This is a genomic window from Bradyrhizobium liaoningense, from assembly GCF_018130955.1.
Lineage (GTDB): Bacteria > Pseudomonadota > Alphaproteobacteria > Rhizobiales > Xanthobacteraceae > Bradyrhizobium > Bradyrhizobium liaoningense_C.
Window position 1 is genome coordinate 207,359 of record NZ_JAFCJM010000001.1, and the last position, 17,582, is coordinate 224,940.

General features: G+C 65.5%; 16 protein-coding genes. 13 read left to right on the forward strand and 3 right to left on the reverse strand.

Features of this window, described 5'->3' with window-relative positions; all coding sequences use genetic code 11:
• Positions 1 to 15 precede the first annotated feature (15 nt).
• Entirely contained in the window at positions 16 to 231 is a 216-nt protein-coding gene (locus JQ632_RS00995; RefSeq protein WP_027523068.1) for a cold-shock protein, read from the forward strand.
• Between the two features lie 72 nt (positions 232 to 303).
• On the opposite strand, the gene JQ632_RS01000 is transcribed toward JQ632_RS00995, so the two are convergent.
• A complete protein-coding gene (locus tag JQ632_RS01000) occupies positions 304 to 927 on the reverse strand; it encodes an outer membrane protein (RefSeq protein ID WP_212400358.1) in 624 nt (207 codons plus the stop codon).
• Between the two features lie 249 nt (positions 928 to 1,176).
• Between JQ632_RS01000 and uvrC the strand changes: the two genes are divergently transcribed.
• From uvrC to JQ632_RS01035, 7 genes are all read left to right on the forward strand, one after another.
• The gene (uvrC, locus tag JQ632_RS01005; protein WP_212400360.1) at positions 1,177 to 3,252 is read left to right on the forward strand and encodes an excinuclease ABC subunit UvrC; all 2,076 of its coding nucleotides are present in this window, start codon (positions 1,177 to 1,179) and stop codon (positions 3,250 to 3,252) included.
• A gap of 95 nt (positions 3,253 to 3,347) precedes the next feature.
• On the forward strand, positions 3,348 to 3,965 hold the full coding sequence (gene pgsA, locus JQ632_RS01010; protein WP_212400361.1) for a CDP-diacylglycerol--glycerol-3-phosphate 3-phosphatidyltransferase: 618 nt from the start codon (positions 3,348 to 3,350) through the stop codon (positions 3,963 to 3,965).
• Positions 3,962 to 4,213, forward strand: a complete 252-nt coding sequence (moaD, locus tag JQ632_RS01015; RefSeq protein ID WP_212400363.1) for a molybdopterin converting factor subunit 1 — start codon at positions 3,962 to 3,964, stop codon at positions 4,211 to 4,213. The genes pgsA and moaD overlap by 4 nt, the downstream gene beginning before the upstream one ends.
• Before the next feature lie 6 nt (positions 4,214 to 4,219).
• Entirely contained in the window at positions 4,220 to 4,687 is a 468-nt protein-coding gene (locus JQ632_RS01020; RefSeq protein WP_212400365.1) for a molybdenum cofactor biosynthesis protein MoaE, read from the forward strand.
• A complete protein-coding gene (gene prmB / locus JQ632_RS01025; RefSeq protein ID WP_212400366.1) occupies positions 4,687 to 5,646 on the forward strand; it encodes a 50S ribosomal protein L3 N(5)-glutamine methyltransferase in 960 nt (319 codons plus the stop codon). The genes JQ632_RS01020 and prmB overlap by 1 nt, the downstream gene beginning before the upstream one ends.
• 77 nt (positions 5,647 to 5,723) lie before the next feature.
• Complete coding sequence (locus tag JQ632_RS01030; RefSeq protein WP_212400368.1) at positions 5,724 to 6,323, forward strand: phage holin family protein; 600 nt, start codon at positions 5,724 to 5,726, stop codon at positions 6,321 to 6,323.
• Positions 6,323 to 7,453, forward strand: a complete 1,131-nt coding sequence (locus JQ632_RS01035; RefSeq protein WP_212400518.1) for a YihY/virulence factor BrkB family protein — start codon at positions 6,323 to 6,325, stop codon at positions 7,451 to 7,453. Before JQ632_RS01030 ends, JQ632_RS01035 begins: the two co-directional genes overlap by 1 nt.
• Positions 7,454 to 7,503: 50 nt before the next feature.
• On the opposite strand, the gene JQ632_RS01040 is transcribed toward JQ632_RS01035, so the two are convergent.
• Positions 7,504 to 8,346 (reverse strand): class I SAM-dependent methyltransferase, encoded by an 843-nt coding sequence (locus JQ632_RS01040; RefSeq protein WP_212400370.1) that lies wholly within the window; start codon positions 8,344 to 8,346, stop codon positions 7,504 to 7,506.
• 119 nt (positions 8,347 to 8,465) lie between these two features.
• Here JQ632_RS01040 and JQ632_RS01045 point away from each other — a divergent pair, with 119 nt between their 5' ends.
• The 3 genes from JQ632_RS01045 (at position 8,466) to JQ632_RS01055 (ending at position 12,556) form a co-directional block, all read left to right on the forward strand.
• Entirely contained in the window at positions 8,466 to 10,028 is a 1,563-nt protein-coding gene (locus JQ632_RS01045; protein ID WP_212400372.1) for a winged helix-turn-helix domain-containing protein, read from the forward strand.
• A 200-nt stretch (positions 10,029 to 10,228) separates the two neighbouring features.
• A complete protein-coding gene (locus JQ632_RS01050) occupies positions 10,229 to 11,686 on the forward strand; it encodes an EAL domain-containing protein (protein WP_212400374.1) in 1,458 nt (485 codons plus the stop codon).
• A 15-nt stretch (positions 11,687 to 11,701) separates the two neighbouring features.
• The gene (locus JQ632_RS01055) at positions 11,702 to 12,556 is read left to right on the forward strand and encodes a TIGR01459 family HAD-type hydrolase (RefSeq protein ID WP_212400376.1); all 855 of its coding nucleotides are present in this window, start codon (positions 11,702 to 11,704) and stop codon (positions 12,554 to 12,556) included.
• A gap of 206 nt (positions 12,557 to 12,762) precedes the next feature.
• On the opposite strand, the gene JQ632_RS01060 is transcribed toward JQ632_RS01055, so the two are convergent.
• Positions 12,763 to 13,158 (reverse strand): response regulator, encoded by a 396-nt coding sequence (locus JQ632_RS01060; protein WP_027551917.1) that lies wholly within the window; start codon positions 13,156 to 13,158, stop codon positions 12,763 to 12,765.
• A 227-nt stretch (positions 13,159 to 13,385) separates the two neighbouring features.
• On the opposite strand from JQ632_RS01060, the gene JQ632_RS01065 reads away from it, so the two are divergent.
• A complete protein-coding gene (locus JQ632_RS01065) occupies positions 13,386 to 14,369 on the forward strand; it encodes a bifunctional riboflavin kinase/FAD synthetase (RefSeq protein WP_212400377.1) in 984 nt (327 codons plus the stop codon).
• Positions 14,370 to 14,572: 203 nt separating this feature from the next.
• Positions 14,573 to 17,572 carry an isoleucine--tRNA ligase gene (gene ileS / locus JQ632_RS01070; protein ID WP_212400379.1) on the forward strand — a complete coding sequence of 1,000 codons (3,000 nt, stop codon included), beginning with the start codon at positions 14,573 to 14,575 and terminating at the stop codon, positions 17,570 to 17,572.
• The last annotated feature ends 10 nt before the right edge of the window (positions 17,573 to 17,582 follow it).

Here is a 17,582-nt window from a genome sequence, read left to right on the forward strand (position 1 = left end):
GGGGAGGAGTACCCGATGGCCATGACGGGGACGGTCAAGTTCTTCAACGGCGAGCGCGGCTACGGCTTCATCAAGCCGGACGACGGCGGTCGCGATGTGTTCGTTCACATCACCGCAGTCGAGCGGGCCGGACTGAAGGACCTCACCGAAGGACAGCGCATCACGTTCGAGGTCGAGCCGGACAAGAAGGGAAAGGGACCCAAGGCGGTAAACCTGGTCATCCTATCCTAGACGCCCGACGCGAAAAAAAATCCCGGCCGCGAGCGGCCGGGAGGCTAAAGGTCCGGTATTTTCTTCTAACTATCAGAAGCGATAGTTCACGCCTGCACGCACGATGCTGGCGCTATAGCCGTTTGACACCCCTGTGATCGCGAACTGACTGGTCGACAAGTCGATGTAGAGATATTCGAGCTTGGCGCTCCAGTTTTGCGTCAGGCCGACCTCGGCACCGGCGCCGACGGTCCAGCCGGCGGTGGTGTGGGATTCCGTCAGGCCAAACGTCTGTCCGCGCAGCTCGCCGAAGGCGAGACCGGCGGTGCCGTAGAACAGGATGTTGTTGAGCGCATAGCCGGCGCGTCCGCGCACGGTGCCGAACCACGGATTGGAAAACTTCCACGGCGCAAACGTGTCGTCGGCGCCCGATGCCTGAATGTCGCCTTCGATGCCGAACACCCAGGGTCCGTTCTGGAAATTGTAGCCGGCCTGCACGCCACCGACGAAGCCGGAGGGATTGGTGGGATTGTTGCTCACCGAGCCCCACGCGTAGCCGAGGTTGCCGCCGATATAGGGACCGGCCCAGCTATAGGCGTTGAGCGGCTGGTTGACGGTATAGGGCGCGCGCTGTCCGTAGTTGAGATCCGCGGCATCGGCCGAAGCCGTCCAGCCGGCGGCCACGACCGCCGCGGCGCCCACAACGAACCTCTTCATCGCACTCTCCAACGCAACAGCCGCATCCCGGTCGCGGCGCGCGCAGAAAGCGCAGCCGAAACGCAGGGTTACGGAACCCAGAACTTTTCGCGTAGGATTTATCGAGAGTTTTAAGTTAAAGGCTTGTTAAGCGCGGTTACCGCGCGCTTAACAGTCTTAAGGAAGCGTTACCGGGAACTGCGCGCCGTCAGGCGCATGCCGTGATCACCGGAACTTCAAATCGGCACCCCCAGCGCCTAGATTCGTCCTATGGATCACGATTCGACCGACAATCCGGTCCCGACGCGTGCGGGCAAATCCCGCCATCGCGCGGCGCTCGATGCCCCTCCCGAGGGGCTGTCGCCGCCAGACGTCGATCCCGCGGCCGCAACCGGCGAGGACGACGACGAAGCACGGCTGCCTGACATCCTGGAGGAGAGCGGCGCAGTCGGCGAAGGGCCGCTCGCAACCGGCCACGAGGCGATCGAGCGCGCGGTGCGGCTCGCGCCGACCTCGGCCGGCGTCTATCGCATGCTGAATGCGAACAACGACGTGCTCTATGTCGGCAAGGCCAAGAACGTCAAAAAGCGCCTCTCCAACTACGCGCGCCTCAACGCGCCGCAGCCGGCGCGCATTTTGCGCATGATCGCTGCAACGGTGTCCGTCGAGATCGTCTCGACCACGACGGAAACCGAGGCGCTGCTGTTAGAGGCCAACCTCATCAAGCAGCTCAAGCCGCGCTTCAACGTGCAACTGCGCGACGACAAGTCGTTTCCCTACATTCTGATCACCGGCGACCATTGGGCGCCGCAGATCCTGAAACACCGCGGCGCGCAATCGCGGCCCGGCCGCTATTTCGGTCCGTTCGCCTCCGCCGGCGCCGTCAACCGCACCATCACGGCGCTGCAACGCGCGTTCCTGATCCGCTCCTGCACCGATTCGTTCTTCGAGAGCCGCACGCGGCCCTGCCTTCTGCACCAGATCCGCCGCTGCGCCGGCCCCTGCACCCGCGAGATCGATTTTCCGGGCTATGCGACGCTGGTGCGCGAGGCGACCGACTTCCTCTCCGGCAAGAGCCATGCGGTGAAGCAGGAGCTGGCCGGCGAGATGGAGAAAGCGTCAGGCGAGCTCGAATTCGAGACCGCCGCGCTCTACCGCGACCGTCTCGCCGCACTCTCGGCGATCCAGTCGCAGCAGGGCATCAATCCGCGCACCGTCGAGGAGGCGGATGTGTTCGCCATCCATCAGGAAGGCGGGTTCTCCTGTGTGGAAGTCTTCTTCTTCCGCACCGGACAGAACTGGGGCAACCGCGCCTATTTCCCGCGCGCGGAGAAGACGTTCACACCCGAAGAGGTGCTGGGCTCGTTCCTCGCGCAGTTCTACGACGACAAGCCGCCGCCGAAGATGGTGCTGCTCTCGCATGAGATCGAGGAGAGCGAGCTGCTCGCCAATGCGCTGTCGATCAAGGCTCGCCAGAAGGTGGAAGTCTCCTCGCCCAAGCGTGGCGAGAAGAAGGAGCTCGTCACCCACGCGCTGACCAATGCGCGCGAGGCGCTGGGGCGCAAGCTTGCGGACACCGCCACGCAGGGCCGCCTGCTCGAGGCGATGGCGAGCACACTTGCCCTGCCCCATCCGCCGAAGCGGATCGAGGTCTACGACAACAGCCACATCCAAGGCACCAACGCCGTCGGCGCCATGATCGTCGCCGGCCCCGACGGGTTTGTGAAAAACCAGTACCGCAAGTTCAACATCAAGTCCGAAGGGCTCACGCCCGGCGATGACTATGCGATGATGCGCGAGGTGCTGGAGCGGCGCTTCAAGCGCCTCGTCAGTCCGCCCGAGGATGCCGCCGGCAAGGCCAAGGATACAGCGAAGGACGACGACTTCCCGCAATGGCCCGACCTCGTCATCATCGACGGCGGCCGCGGCCAGCTCAACGCCGCCAAGGAAATCTTCGACGGCCTCGGCCTGACCCAGGTGTCGCTGATGGGGGTCGCCAAGGGACCGGAGCGCGACGCCGGCCGCGAGACCCTGTTCATCCCGGGCCGGGAGGCGATCAAGCTCGAGCCGCGTGACCCCGTGCTCTACTTCATCCAGCGCTTGAGGGACGAAGCCCACCGCTTCGTCATCGGCTCGCACCGTAAACTCCGCAAGAAGGACATCCGCGAGGCCGGTTTGCAGGAAATCCCGGGTATCGGCCCGTCACGCAAACGTGCCTTGCTGCATCATTTCGGAACCCTGAAGGAGATCGAGCGCGCCTCGATTGCCGATCTCGGCAAGGTTCCGGGGGTGAGCGCCGAAAGCGCTCGCAAGATTTTCGAGTATTTCCATCCCCAGCCGGGGTGAATTAAAGGGGACCAGCGGTCATATGGTCGTCGTGCCAGCACCTCATTGAGGCCGGGACGGTTGACCTTCATGCCGCAGCGGTATTGGTAGAACGAATGAACATCGCCACGACACGGGGGACCGCCAAGAGCTCGATGTCCCTTCCAAACATCCTGACCTATGGCCGGATCGCCGCGATCCCGGTGGTGGTCGGATGTATCTATGCCCAGTCGATTCTGGACGGACCGCTCTGGCTGCGCTGGGTGGCGGTCGCCATCTTCATCGCGGCGGGGGTGACGGATTACCTCGACGGCTATTATGCCCGGATCTGGAATCAGCAATCGGCATTCGGCCGGATGCTCGACCCGATCGCCGACAAGCTGCTGGTTGCCTCCTGCCTCTTGATGCTCGCCGCCGACGGCATCATCCACGGCTGGGCGCTCTGGGCCGCCATCGTCATCCTGTGCCGCGAGATCCTGGTGTCGGGCCTGCGGGAATATCTGGCGGCGCTCCGTGTCAGCGTGCCCGTGACAAAGCTCGCCAAGTGGAAGACGACGGCACAGCTCGTCGCGATCGGCTTCCTGCTCGCCGGCCCGGCCGGCGACGAGGTGGTGCCCGTGGTCACGCTGATCGGATTGCTGCTGCTGTGGGCATCGGCGCTGCTGACGATCTACACCGGCTACGATTATTTCCGCGCCGGTATCCATCACCTCATCAAGGAGGATGAGGAATGAAGGTGAAATATTTCGCCTGGGTGCGCGAGCGCGTCGGCAAGGCGGAAGAGACGATCGAGCCGCCTGCGGGCGTCCGCACCGTGGAAGAGCTGATCGCCTGGCTGTCCGGCCGGAGCGAGGCCTATGCCTATGCGTTCGAGAAGCCGAAGGTGATCCGCGCCGCGATCGACCACGCCCATGTGAAGCCGGACGCGACCATTGCCGGCGCCCGCGAGATCGCGTTCTTCCCGCCGATGACCGGCGGCTGACGTCGCATGACCGGCCCCGTCACCATCCGCATCCAGCAAGACGACTTCGACGTGGCGCGCGAGATCGCGGCGCTGTCGCATGGCCGCACCGATATCGGCGCGGTCGTCAGCTTTTCCGGCATCTGCCGCGGCGACGAGGACGAGGGCAAGATCGCAGCGCTGACGCTCGAACATTACCCTGGAATGGCCGAGGAAGAGATCCGCCGTCATGTCGACGAGGCGCTCTCGCGCTGGCCGCTGAACGGCGTCACCGTCATTCACCGCGTCGGGCGTATCGAGCCGGGCCAGAACATCGTGCTGGTGGTGGCGGCCTCACAGCACCGCCAGGCGGCGTTCCAGGCCGCGGAGTTCTTGATGGATTATCTCAAGACCAGCGCGCCGTTCTGGAAGAAGGAAGAGAGCGCGACCGGCACCGGCTGGGTCGAGGCCCATGCCCGCGACGATCAGGCTGCCGCGCGCTGGACCAAATCCTGATGGCAAAAGCATCCCAAAAGCCTGCGCGCCGTGGCGCCGCGCCCAAGCTTGCGAAGGTCGCCGCCGGCGAGCTCGTGACGCTGTTCGATTTCGTACGCTATGCGGTGAGCCGCTTCGTCGAGGCAAAACTTGCGTTCGCGCACGGCACGACCGATCCGGTGGCGGAGGCGGCCTTCCTGGTCTGCGAAGCGCTGCACCTTCATCCCGACCAGTTCGAGATGTTTGCCAATGCGCGCGTCACCGCGGCGGAGGGCAAAACCATCATCGCGCTGATCCACCAGCGCGTCACCACCCGCAAACCGGCCGCCTATCTCGTCAACAAGATCTACATGCGCGGCCTGCCCTTCTATGTCGACGAGCGGGTGATCGTGCCGCGCTCGTTCATCGGGGAGCTTCTGGAGTCGCATTTCGGCGGCGACGGCGAAGCCGGCTCGCTGATCGACGACGCCGGCGGCGTCGAGCGCGTGCTCGACCTCTGCACAGGCTCCGGCTGCCTCGCCATCCTCGCCGCGCATCATTTCCCGAACGCGCTGGTCGACGCGGTCGACATCTCCAAGGGCGCAATCGACGTCGCCACCCGCAATGTGGGAGATTACGGGCTGGAGGATCGCATCGCGCTCCATCGCGGCGACCTGTTTGCGCCGCTGGGTGACGCGCGCTACGACCTGATGATCTCCAACCCGCCCTATGTCGATGCCGAGGGCATGGCCGCACTGCCGCCGGAGTGCCGGGCCGAGCCAAAACTCGCCTTCGACGGCGGCGTCGACGGATTGGACGTGGTGCGCCGCATCCTGCGCGACGCGCCCGATCACCTGACGCCGGGAGGTGGGTTGTTGTGCGAGATCGGCCGCGGCCGCGAGCGGATCGACGAAGCGTTTCCGGAACTGCCGCTGCTCTGGCTCGACACCGAAGACAGCGAAGGCGAGGTGTTCTGGATCGCGGCAGCCGATCTCGGCTGATCCCGCGCGCGTGCGGAACAAGTCAAACCGCGCCACGTTCATCCCCGAAGAATTTCCTTCAGTCGGAGGATGTCCGCATGCTTGCGCCATCGGGCGAATTGCTGCGCGCCGGCGTGGCACTCAAGATCAATCACCTCAAGCGCGCCGCGAAATCCTATCTGCGTGACCGCGCCGGCCAGGCCAGCGGCCGGGTGACGTCCTACGCGGTGGCCGCGGGGCTCTTCGCGGTTGCAGGCGTGTTCGTCATCGCCGCCTTTTTCGTCGGGCTGATGGCGCTGTTCCGTTGGGTCGAGTTCACCTACGGGATGTTCTGGGCCTTCGGCGCCGTCGGCGCGGTGCTGCTGGTGCTGGCTGCGATCTTGGCCGGATTGGCCGTGGCCCAGATGAACCGTCGCCCCAAGACCATCGTCCCACTTGCCAGCCGCCTGCGGGTCGCGATCGCGACGCCCCGCATTCCACGGGGCACGGTCAAGGAGGCGGTAAAGGAGGTTGCGACCACGATTCCCCTTGTGCCACTCGCACCCGGCGAGAATGGCCATCGCAACGGAGCCGGCAGCAGAACCTCGCGGGCGCGCGGTAACCGGCCGGTGCAGCTTGGCTTGATGCTCGCAGCCGTCGGCCTCTTGGGATTGACCGCGGTGCGCCGGCGGCGCCACAGCCACGAATTGGACGCATGATGGCACTGCGGCGCTTGGGCGATCTCGATAGCTGGCTCCTGGTCGCCGCCACAACAATTTTCGTGCTGACGGCCGAATGCTACTTCCAGGACTTCAAGACGTCGCGATCCGGCTCCGTCGCAGCGCGCCGTAACGATGAGGGAAACTCGCCCGAGACCAATCCCGTGCGCGCACTCGCGCAACCCGGGCATGGTCGCCGCTCCACGAGCCCGCTCCATATTCCCTGGGCCGGCTGGAAGGACATCCTCTGGCGCACCTATCAGCGCATCGATGAGGACCGCCTGCTCGCGACCGCGGGCGGCGTTGTGTTTTTCGGGCTGCTCGCGGTCTTTCCCGCCGTCACTGCGCTTGTTTCTTCCTATGGCCTGTTCGCAGATCCCTCGACGATATCAGCCAACCTCCAGACGCTTGCCTTGATGCTGCCGGACGGCGCGTTCCAGATCGTCGAAGACCAGGTCGCGCGCGTGGTCGCCAAGGGCAACACCGAGCTTGGTGTCACCTTCCTGTTCGGCCTCCTGCTTGCGATCTGGAGCGCCAATGCCGGCGTCAAATCCATCGTCGACGCGCTCAACGTCGCCTATGAGGAGCGCGAGAAGCGCAGCTTCGTCCGCCTCAATTTGGTGTCGCTGGCCTTCACGATCGGCGGGATCGCGGCGCTGCTGCTGATGGTGGGCGCCGTGGTCGCCTTCCCGCTTGCGCTGAACCATCTGGGGCTGGAGCCCGAGAGCAAGCTGATCGTCGCGCTGGCGCGATGGCCGCTGCTGTTCGCCATTTTGCTGGCGGCGCTTGCCATCCTGTACCGCTTCGCACCAAGCCGCGACGCGCCGCGCTGGCAGTGGCTCAGCGTCGGCGCATTGACGGCCACCACCCTCTGGATCGCGGGCTCGGCGCTGTTGTCCTGGTATCTATCGGAGTTCGCAAATTACAACGCCACCTACGGCTCGCTCGGTGCCGCGATCGGGTTGATGATGTGGATGTGGATGTCCGCGACCGCGGTCATGTTCGGAGCCGAACTGAACTCCGAGCTCGAGCGGCAGACCTTGCGCGATACGACGAAGGGACCACCCAAGCCGCTCGGCAGCCGCGAAGCGGTTTCGGCCGATACGGTCGGCGCGGCGGCACCATCCTAGCGGCGAGGTCAGGCCGGATTGCTCCGACCTGCCCCGATCTCAGCTGCGGTTCAGCGCTTGATGATGACGGCTTCGAGATATTCGCTGTGAACCACGACCGTGCCGTCGTCGGCATGGTTGAACTCGCCGACCAGCGCCAGCAGGTCGCGCTTGAGCGCCGCCTGGCCGTTGGCATCGAGCGCAGCGAAGGCTTTCAGCATCGGACCGTAAAAGCCCTTGAACACGTCGAGCCAATGGTCGGGCGAGCGGTAGCGGAACACGAACATCCGCGGCTCGGCCGAGATCTCCGACGCAGTGCGGCCGAACATCTCTTCGAGCCGGGCCTTGGTGCCCCACAGGGCCGGCGACTTCACGCCGGCCGGCGGCGGCAGGTGCTTGCCGAGCGTCTTGAAGAGCTGGCCGATAAAGCCCTGTGGCGTCCAGTTGGCGAGCCCGATCTTGCCGCCCGGCCTGCAGACGCGCGCGAGCTCCGATGCCGCCTTGTCCTGGTCCGGCGTGAACATCACGCCAAAGGTCGACACCACGACGTCGAAGCTGGCATCGGCGAACGGCAGTGCTTCGGCGTCCGCCTCGCGGAATTCGATCCTGAGGTGCTCGGCCACCGCCCGCTCGCGGCCACGCTCGAGCAGCGCCGGCACATAATCAGTGGAGGTCACGTCGCACCAGCGGCGGGCCGCGGCCAGCGTCACATTGCCGTTGCCGGCGGCAACGTCCAGCACCTTGCTGCCGGCACGCAGATCAAGCGCCTCGCACAGCTGTTCGCCGACGATCTGCAAGGTGGTGCCCACGACGGCATAGTCGCCGGACGACCAGGCGCCGTGCTGGCGCTGCTTGACGGCGGAAAGGTCGGGTTGCGCCGGGATCGGTTGATTGAGAACGGCGGATGTCGACATGGGCAATCTCCCTGGGTTGGAATGCCGGGACGATAGGGCGCACGCCGTTCGCTGGCTTTGAGACGACCGTTATTTTACGTTGAGAGCGCCTTGATTTTTATCCGGGAGCCAAACCGAGCGTGGCGTTCCAGTTCGAGGAGTTTTCGCTGGATTCCGAGCGCCGCGAATTGCGACGCGCAGGCACCCTTATCGCGCTCGAGCCGCAGGTTTTCGATCTCCTGACCTACCTCGTGCGCAACCGCGACCGCGTGGTGACGCGGGACAATCTGCTCGATGCGATCTGGAACGGCCGCGTCGTCTCGGAATCGACGCTGGCAAGCCGCATCAATGCGGCACGGCGCGCGATCAACGACACCGGCGAGGAGCAGCGGCTGATCCGCACCGCGGCCCGCAAGGGCGTCCGCTTTGTCGGCGACGTCGTCGAAACGCCCGCTGCGGGCCAGCAGGCGCCGCCGCTCAAGCCGCGCGAGGAGACGTCGGCCGGCCTGCCCCTGCCCGATCGTCCCGCCATTGCTGTGCTGCCCTTCACCAATCTCAGCGGCGAGACCGAGCAGGACTACTTCTCCGACGGCATCAGCGAGGACATCATCACTGCGCTGTCGAAACTGCGCTGGTTCTTCGTCATCGCCCGCAACTCCTCCTTCATCTACAAGGGCCGCGCCGTGCACCTGCGCCAAGTCGCCGACGAGCTCGGCGTCCGCTACGTCGTCGAGGGCAGCGTGCGCAAGGGCGGCGACCGCGTGCGTATCACCGCGCAGCTCAACGACGTCGCGACCGGCAGCCATCTCTGGGCCGAGCGCTACGACCGCGAGCTCGCCGACGTCTTTGCGGTGCAGGACGAGATCACGGAAGCGATCGTCGCCGCGATCGAGCCGCAGCTCTACGCGGCGGAGAATTTTCGCGCCCAGCGCAAGCCGCCGGGCAGCCTGGATGCCTGGGACCTCGTGATGCGCGCGCTGTCGCATTACTGGCGGGTGACGCGACAGGACCATGTCGTCGCGCAGGCCCTGCTCGAAAAGGCCATCGCGCTCGACCCCGATTACGGCAAGGCGCTCGGGCTGCTCGGCACCAGCTACATGTTCACCGCCCATATGGGCTGGATGGAGATGGCCACCGCATTGCCGCTCGCAGAACGCGCCGCGACGGCCGCGATCCACGCCGATGGCGAGGATCCCTGGGCCCACAACGCGCTCGGCCATGTCCATCTGTTCGCGCGGCGGTTCGAGGACGCGCTCGCCGAGTTCGAGACCGCGCTGCGGCTCAACCCGAATTTTGCGCTCGCACAGGGCTACTATGGCCTTGCGCTCAGCTATTGCGGCCGCTGGCAGGATGCCGACGAGGCGGCGCGTCGCGCCATCCGCCTCAGTCCGCGCGATCCCTACGCGCCGGTCTATTTCGGCATCGCCGCCTATGCCCGCTTCCTCGGCGAGGACTATGAGGAGGCGATCCGGCTGGCGCATGAGGCCTTGCGACAGCGCAGCGACTTCGTCGGCGCGCACCGGGTGCTGACGGCAGCGGCCGGCATGGCAGGCAAGAGCGAGCTCGCCCACGCCGCGTTGCAGGAACTGCGGCGCGCCCAGCCCAACATTTCGCTCGCCTGGATCGCCGAGTTCATGCCGATCCGGTTGGTTGCCGATCGCGAGCGCTATTTGGAAGGTTTTCGCCGCGCCGGACTCTCGTAGTGTTCCTTGTTTGAGCATGATCTTTTCGGAAAACCGCTGCACACTTTTCCGGATCATGCCCGGCGCGACGCTGCTATCCCCTCGAATCAACATTGATGTTAAGCTCGCCCCGCTTGGGGAAACGTGAGACGTGACCGTGCCTGAACGGGCCCGTGTTTTCCCGGGTCGGGCAGTCAGCACTTGAGGGCGCAGCGCGCGGCATGATTCGCATTTCGACGATCTTCATCGCCATCTGCATGGTGCTGGTTGCCGCCTCGCTCGGCCTGGCGCTCTATTCGGTCGCCGGGATCAGCGGAACGGAATCCGCGATCGTGGCGCTGACCGCGCTGACCTTCCTGATCCTCTACAATGCGGTTTCGATGCGCTTGCGCGACCGCAGCGACGTCGGCGGCCAGATCGCCGACCTGTCGCGCGGCACCGCCGACCTCGCCCGCCAGGTCGCCGAATTCGGCCGCCGCCTGGCCGCGGTCGAGGGACGCGTGGCGTCGGCCAATTCGACCAATGCCGACCGGGTCCAGTCCGTGGTCGGCGAGATCAACGAGCTCGGCGGCCTCGTCAAGCAGCTCGCCGCCACCGTCTCAGCGCATGAGGATCTGCTCACGGCGACCGGCGCGCCCCAGGCGGCTGCCGCGCCGCTCCCCGAGCCCGTGGCGGACGCTCCCAAGGAACCGGCCACAATCGCCGCAGCGAAGCCGGCCGTTCCGCCACCGGTGCCGGGAGCGGCGGCGGCTGCTTCCGTCGTCGACCCCCCCGGGGCCCGCAACCAGACCCAGATGCTGGCGACCTTGCGCAATGCCGTCGACGAGAACCGCATCGACATCTTCCTGCAGCCGATGGTGACGTTGCCGCAGCGCAAGGTACGCTTTTACGAGGCGGTCACCCGCCTGCGCGACGAGCGCGATCAACTCATCGCCGCCGAGGAATTCATTTCGGTCGCGGAAGCCTCCGGCCTGATCGGCCGCATCGACAACATGGTGATGCTGCGTTGCGTCCAGGTGCTGCGCCGCCTGATGGTGCGCAACAAGGATGTCGGCGTATTCTGCAACGTCGCCGCCTCCACGCTCGGCAATTCCACCACCTTCTCGCAATGCCTCGACTTCCTCGAAGCCAACCGGGCGCTGGCGCCGTCGCTGGTGCTCGAGTTCAAGCAGTCGACGTTCCGCAATCTCGGCCCGGCGGAGACGGAGAATCTCGCCGCGCTGGCCCAGCGCGGCTTCCGCTTCTCGATCGACCATGTCACCGACCTGCGGATCGAACCGCGCGAGCTTGCCGACCGCGGCGTGCGCTTCATCAAGGTGCCGGCGGCGCTGCTGCTCGATCCCCGGCAAGCCTCGACCTCGGACATCCATCCTTCCGACCTCTCCGACCTGCTCGGCCGGTTCGGCATCGACCTGATCGCCGAGCGGATCGAGGGCGAGCGCGCCGTGGTCGACCTGCTCGACTATGACGTACGGTTCGGCCAGGGTTTCCTGTTCGCGCCGCCCCGGCCATTGCGGCCCGAGGGGGCATCTGCTACCGCCGGGGCCCTGCCGAACCAAGCGCAGGAACCCAAAGGGTCAGATCAGGGATCAAATGGCTCCGGCATATCCAGTTCAGGCGAGACGGCAGCCGCGGCGCATCGCGCCACCGGCAACGCAGCGCTCGCGCGCCGCATCTGATTGGCCGAGCGCATCATGACCACGCTGCATTTCGTCGAGCGCCTGCGCGAGCTCACGAGCGGCGTGGACGTCGTGCTCAGCGACATCTGGGGCGTCGTGCATAACGGGCTCGAATCCTTTCCCGAGGCCTGCGAGGCGCTGCACACCTACCGCAGCCAGGGCGGCACGGTGATCCTGATCACCAACGCGCCGCGTCCGGCGGATTCGGTACAGCGGCAGTTGCGCAAGCTCGGCGTCGCCGACGAGACCTATGACGCGATCGTCTCGTCGGGCGACCTGACGCGGCTCTATGTCGCCGACCATCCCGGCCGCAAAATGTTCTGGCTCGGACCCGAGCGCGACAACTCGATCTATCGCGGCCTCAATGCGCAGCTCGCGCCGCTGGAAGAGGCCGACTACATCGTCTGCACCGGCCTCTATGACGACGAGACCGAGTCCGCGGAAGACTATCGCGGCATGATGCTCAAGGCGCGCGAGCGCAAGCTGACCCTGGTCTGCGCCAATCCCGACATCGTGGTCGAGCGCGGCGACCGGCTGATCTACTGCGCCGGCGCCATCGCCGAGCTCTATCGCGAGCTTGGCGGCGAGGTGATCTTCTACGGCAAGCCGCACCGGCCGATCTATGAGCGCGCGATGCTGCTTGCCGGCGAGCGGCAGGGCCATACGATCGACCGCAAGAAGGTGCTCGCGATCGGCGATTCCGTCCGCACCGATCTCACCGGCGCGCGCGAATTCGGCATCGACTGCCTGTTCGTAACCCGCGGCATCCATTCCGAGGAATTCGAAGGCCTCGACCAGCTCGACCCGGCCTCGGTGATGGAGCTGTTTGGCCATCCGCCGAAGGCGCTGATCCGCGAATTGAAGTGGTGACGGCGTAGCCGCGTGACGTCGCGGCCTGGACTTGCCAAGCGATAGACGCCGTCATGGCCGGGCACGGCCGTCCGAAGGACGGCGTCGCTGCCGCTGGCCTACGCCCCGGCCATCCACGCCTTTCTTCTTCCATCCAAGAACGTGGATGCCCGGGACAAGCCCGGGCATGACGATCCTGATGGAGTATTGTTAGCCGGCCAAGCGTCTTACGCGCTCGCCATATCCGGGAAGACCGCCTCGATCTTGGTCTTCAGCGTCGCCGCGTTGAACGGCTTGACGATGTAATTGTTCACGCCGGCCTTCTTTGCCGCGATCACGTTCTCGGTCTTGGATTCCGCCGTGATCATGATGAAGGGCGTGGTGGCGAGATTGGGATCGGCCCGCACTTCGCGCAAGAGGTCGTAGCCCGTCATCGGCTCCATGTTCCAATCGGAAATCACGAGCCCGTACTTCTTGCCGCGCATCTTGTTCAGCGCCGCCGAACCATCGCTGGCATCATCGATATTATCGAAGCCAAGCTGCTTCAGCAGATTCCGAATGATACGGATCATGGTGCTGTAGTCATCAACGACCAGAACCGGCATCGACAAATCAACCGCCATCTCGACTCCCCCAACGCAACCAGGAAAATATTAACGATCGAACTGCAGGGCCCAGCGCCCCACGGTTCCAAGTCCAACGACTAGCACCAAGGCGTTAAACAGCGCGTTAACTGGCCCGGCCGGGAAAGGATGGAAATCCTCGGCAATCTGGTCGCATCTCCCGCTTGACTTCGCCCAGCGCGTCACGCCACGGTCCGGCCCGACCCGCCGGCTTGAGAATTCCCCTGATGGCTCCGCATTTTACCGTTATCCGTGACCAGACGCCGGCCTCCGAAATCCCGAAGGGTGCGGTCGTCGCGATGGGAAATTTCGACGGCGTCCATCTCGGCCACCGCGCAGTGATCGCGGCCGCCCTGGAGATGGGCCGGGTCCATAACTGCCCGGCCTTCGCGCTGACCTTCGAGCCGCATCCGCGCCGATTCTTCAGCCCGACCACACCGCAATTCCGTCTCACCGACGAGCGCGCCAAGCTGCGGCTTTTGGCCGGTACCGGCCTTTCCGGCGCCGTGGTCATGACCTTCGACAAGGGCCGCGCCGGGACCTCGGCGCAAGATTTCATTCACCATGACCTGATCGGACGGCTGGGGGTGAGCGGGATCGCGGTCGGCTACGACTTCCATTTCGGCAAGGGGCGGGTCGGCTCTCCAAGCCTTCTTGTCAATGAAGCGCCGCGGCTCGGCATCGAGGTCGACGTGCAGCCGCATGTCGATATCGATGAGCGGCCGGTCTCCTCCAGCGCGATCCGGATGGCGCTCGCCGAGGGGCAGCTCGACGAGGCCACCGCCATGCTCAGCGCGCCCTGGTTCGTGACCGGCGAGGTCATCCACGGCGAGAAGCGCGGCCGCGATCTCGGCTATCCCACCGCCAATATCCGCCTCGATGCCAATTGCGGGCTCAAGCATGGCATCTATGCCGTACGGGTCGGCCGCGGCCAGGGACAGGATCAGGTGCGCCTCGACGGCGTGGCGAGTTTTGGCCGCCGCCCGACCTTCGACAACGGTGCGCCGCTCCTGGAAATCTTCCTGTTCGACTTCAAGGGCGACCTTTACGGCCAGGCGCTCGACTGCGCCTTTATCGGCTTCATCCGCGAGGAGCTGAAATTCGATGGTATCGACGCGCTGATCCGCCAGATGGACCAGGATTCGGCCCAGGCGAGGCGCCTTTTGGCCGCCGCCCCGGACGCCTTTCCCAAGCTCGGGGCAATCGACTGAAGGGCCGCCGGCGGGCCCCTGCCCTTTGCGAAATCCCGGGCCCCCTGCTAAGGAGAGTCCATGTTTGCGCGGCGCATCATAGGGATTAGCGGCCCGGCTTCCGTCTGAGCCTTCTGGCTCGGCGCAAGACCGGGATTTGTCGTTTTTCACCCCGCGATTCCAGTCGCCATCTGTCCCCGCGCCCTTCCGAGCCAGTCATCTTCATGTCCGATAAGCCGCAAAAGTCTGACGCCAAAGACTATTCCAAAACCCTGTTCCTGCCGCAGACCGAGTTCCCGATGCGGGCCGGCCTGCCGCAGCGCGAGCCCGAGATCCTCAAGCGCTGGTACGAGATCGGCCTCTACGAGAAGCTGCGCGAGACCGCGAAGGGCCGCGAAAAATTCGTGCTCCATGACGGTCCGCCCTATGCCAACGGCAATATCCACATCGGCACGGCGCTGAACAAGATCCTCAAGGATCTCGTCACCAAGAGCCAGCAGATGCTCGGTTTCGATTCCAACTACGTGCCGGGCTGGGACTGCCACGGCCTGCCGATCGAGTGGAAGGTCGAGGAGGAGAACTATCGCAAGAAGGGTAAGCAGAAGCCCGACTTCCGCGACAGCGCTGCGATGGTCGCCTTCCGCCGCGAATGCCGCGCCTATGCCACGCACTGGCTCAACATCCAGCGCGAGGAGTTCAAGCGCTTGGGCGTGATCGGCGATTGGGCCCATCCCTACGCCACCATGACCTATCCGGCGGAAGCCCAGATCGCGCGCGAGCTGATGAAGTTCGCCGCCAACGGCACGCTCTATCGCGGCTCCAAGCCGGTGATGTGGAGCGTGGTCGAGAAGACCGCGCTCGCCGAGGCCGAGGTCGAATACGAGGACTACACCTCCGACATGGTGTGGGTGAAATTCCCGGTCACCTCGCCCGCCCACGGCGCGCTCGCCTCCGCAAGCGTCGTGATCTGGACCACCACGCCTTGGACGCTGCCCGGCAACCGCGCGATCTCGTTCTCGCCGAAGATCGCCTATGGCCTCTTTAAGGTGACGGATGCGCCCGCAGATAACTGGGCGAAGACCGGCGACATGCTGATCCTGGCCGACGCGCTTGCCGCAGACGTGTTCAAGCAGGCGCGTGTGACGGCGTACGAGAAGGTCCGCGACATCCCCGGCGACACCATGGACGCGATCGAGTGCGCCCATCCGCTGAAGGGGCTCGGCGGCGGCTACGGCTTCACCGTGCCGCTGCTGCCCGGCGACCACGTCACCGACGACACCGGCACCGGCTTCGTGCACACCGCGCCCAGCCACGGCCGCGAGGATTTTGACGTCTGGATGGCGAATACGCGCGAACTGGACGGACGCGGCATCAACAGCGCGATCCCCTACACCGTCGACGAGAACGGCGCCTACACGGACCACGCCCCGGGCTTTGCCGGCAAGCGCGTTATCAACGACAAGGGCGAGAAGGGCGATGCCAACGACGCCGTGATCAAGGCGCTGGTCGACGCCGGCATGCTGCTCGCGCGCGGCCGGCTGAAGCACCAGTATCCGCACTCCTGGCGGTCGAAGAAGCCGGTGATCTTCCGCAACACGCCGCAATGGTTCATCGCGATGGACAAGGATATCGCGGCAGACGGCAAGACGAAGTCCGGCGACACGCTGCGCGCCCGCGCGCTGCATGCGATCTCGGTGACGCAGTGGGTGCCGCCGTCGGGGCAGAACCGCATCAACGGCATGATCGAGGCGCGCCCCGACTGGGTGATCTCGCGTCAGCGCGCCTGGGGCGTGCCGATCGCGGTGTTCGTGCGCGAGAAGGGCGACGGCTCGGCCGAGATTCTCCAGGACGAGGCCGTCAACAATCGCATCGGCGAGGCCTTCGCGGAGGAAGGCGCCGACGCCTGGTACATGGAGGGCGCACGTGAGCGCTTCCTCGGCTCGCGCGCCAACGAAGACTGGCAGAAGGTCGACGACATCCTCGACGTCTGGTTCGACTCCGGTTCGACGCACGCCTTCGTGCTTGACGACCCCGTGCACTTCCCAGGGCTGTCAGGCATCAAGCGCAAGGTCGACGGTGGCAAGGACACCGTGATGTATCTGGAAGGCTCGGACCAGCATCGCGGCTGGTTCCACTCCTCGCTGCTGGAGAGCTGCGGCACGCGCGGACGCGCGCCCTACGACATCGTGCTGACCCACGGCTTCACCCAGGCCGAGGACGGCCGCAAGATGTCGAAGTCGCTCGGCAACACCATCGAGCCGCAGGCCGTCATCAAGGAATCCGGCGCCGACATCCTCCGGCTCTGGGTCGCGTCCTGCGACTACACTGACGACCAGCGCATCGGCCCGGAGATCCTGAAGAACACGGTCGAGACCTATCGCAAGCTGCGCAACACCGTGCGCTGGATGCTCGGCACGCTGCATCACTACAAGAGCGCCGATGCGGTTGCGCCTGCCGAGATGCCCGAGCTCGAGCGGCTGATGCTGCACGAGCTGTCGGTCCGCGCCGACACCATCCGCAAGGCCTACGAGACTTTCGACTACAAGACCGTGGTGGCAACGCTGTCCGCGTTCCTCAACAGCGAGCTCTCCGCGTTCTACTTCGACATCCGCAAGGACACGCTTTATTGCGATCCGCCGTCGTCGGTGGCGCGCAAGGCGGCGCTGACCACGATCAACCTGTTGTGCGACGCCATCCTGAAATGGCTCGCGCCGGTGCTGAGCTTCACCGCGGAGGAAGCCTGGCGGATGTATCGTCCGGATGCCGAGCCCTCGGTGCATCTCACGCTGTTCCCGGTCGGGCTGGACAAATTCCGCAACGACGAGCTGGCCGCAAAGTGGGAGACGGTCCGCGACGTCCGCCGCGTCGTCACCGGTGCGCTCGAGCTCGCGCGCGCCGCCAAGACCATCGGCTCGTCGCTTGAAGCGTCTCCGATCATCTACGTGGCCGATCGCGCGATGCTGGGCACGCTGTTCGACGTCGACCTCGCCGAGGTCTGCATCACCTCGAGCTACGAAGTGCGCGAGGGCGAGGCGCCTGCGGCTGCGTTCCGGCTCGATGCCGTGCCAGGTGTCGCCGTCGTCGTCGAGAAGGCGGTCGGCACCAAATGCGCCCGCTCCTGGAAGATCCTGCCCACGGTCGGCGAAGACCGCGACTATCCCGACGTCACCCCGCGCGACGCCAAGGCGCTGCGCGAGTGGAAGGCGCTGGGGGTGGGCGTCTGAGGTCGTCTCG

What these genes read in the sequence shown, in the direction of transcription:
- moaD (WP_212400363.1), top strand. Translation starts at nt 3,962, where the DNA reads ATGAAGGTGAAATATTTCGCCTGGGTGCGCGAGCGCGTCGGCAAGGCG.
- JQ632_RS01040 (WP_212400370.1), bottom strand. Translation starts at nt 8,346, where the DNA reads ATGTCGACATCCGCCGTTCTCAATCAACCGATCCCGGCGCAACCCGAC.
- JQ632_RS01030 (WP_212400368.1), top strand. Translation starts at nt 5,724, where the DNA reads ATGCTTGCGCCATCGGGCGAATTGCTGCGCGCCGGCGTGGCACTCAAG.
- JQ632_RS01020 (WP_212400365.1), top strand. Translation starts at nt 4,220, where the DNA reads ATGACCGGCCCCGTCACCATCCGCATCCAGCAAGACGACTTCGACGTG.
- JQ632_RS01035 (WP_212400518.1), top strand. Translation starts at nt 6,323, where the DNA reads ATGGCACTGCGGCGCTTGGGCGATCTCGATAGCTGGCTCCTGGTCGCC.
- JQ632_RS01065 (WP_212400377.1), top strand. Translation starts at nt 13,386, where the DNA reads ATGGCTCCGCATTTTACCGTTATCCGTGACCAGACGCCGGCCTCCGAA.
- JQ632_RS00995 (WP_027523068.1), top strand. Translation starts at nt 16, where the DNA reads ATGGCCATGACGGGGACGGTCAAGTTCTTCAACGGCGAGCGCGGCTAC.
- pgsA (WP_212400361.1), top strand. Translation starts at nt 3,348, where the DNA reads ATGAACATCGCCACGACACGGGGGACCGCCAAGAGCTCGATGTCCCTT.
- JQ632_RS01000 (WP_212400358.1), bottom strand. Translation starts at nt 927, where the DNA reads ATGAAGAGGTTCGTTGTGGGCGCCGCGGCGGTCGTGGCCGCCGGCTGG.
- JQ632_RS01050 (WP_212400374.1), top strand. Translation starts at nt 10,229, where the DNA reads ATGATTCGCATTTCGACGATCTTCATCGCCATCTGCATGGTGCTGGTT.
- prmB (WP_212400366.1), top strand. Translation starts at nt 4,687, where the DNA reads ATGGCAAAAGCATCCCAAAAGCCTGCGCGCCGTGGCGCCGCGCCCAAG.
- uvrC (WP_212400360.1), top strand. Translation starts at nt 1,177, where the DNA reads ATGGATCACGATTCGACCGACAATCCGGTCCCGACGCGTGCGGGCAAA.
- ileS (WP_212400379.1), top strand. Translation starts at nt 14,573, where the DNA reads ATGTCCGATAAGCCGCAAAAGTCTGACGCCAAAGACTATTCCAAAACC.
- JQ632_RS01055 (WP_212400376.1), top strand. Translation starts at nt 11,702, where the DNA reads ATGACCACGCTGCATTTCGTCGAGCGCCTGCGCGAGCTCACGAGCGGC.
- JQ632_RS01060 (WP_027551917.1), bottom strand. Translation starts at nt 13,158, where the DNA reads ATGGCGGTTGATTTGTCGATGCCGGTTCTGGTCGTTGATGACTACAGC.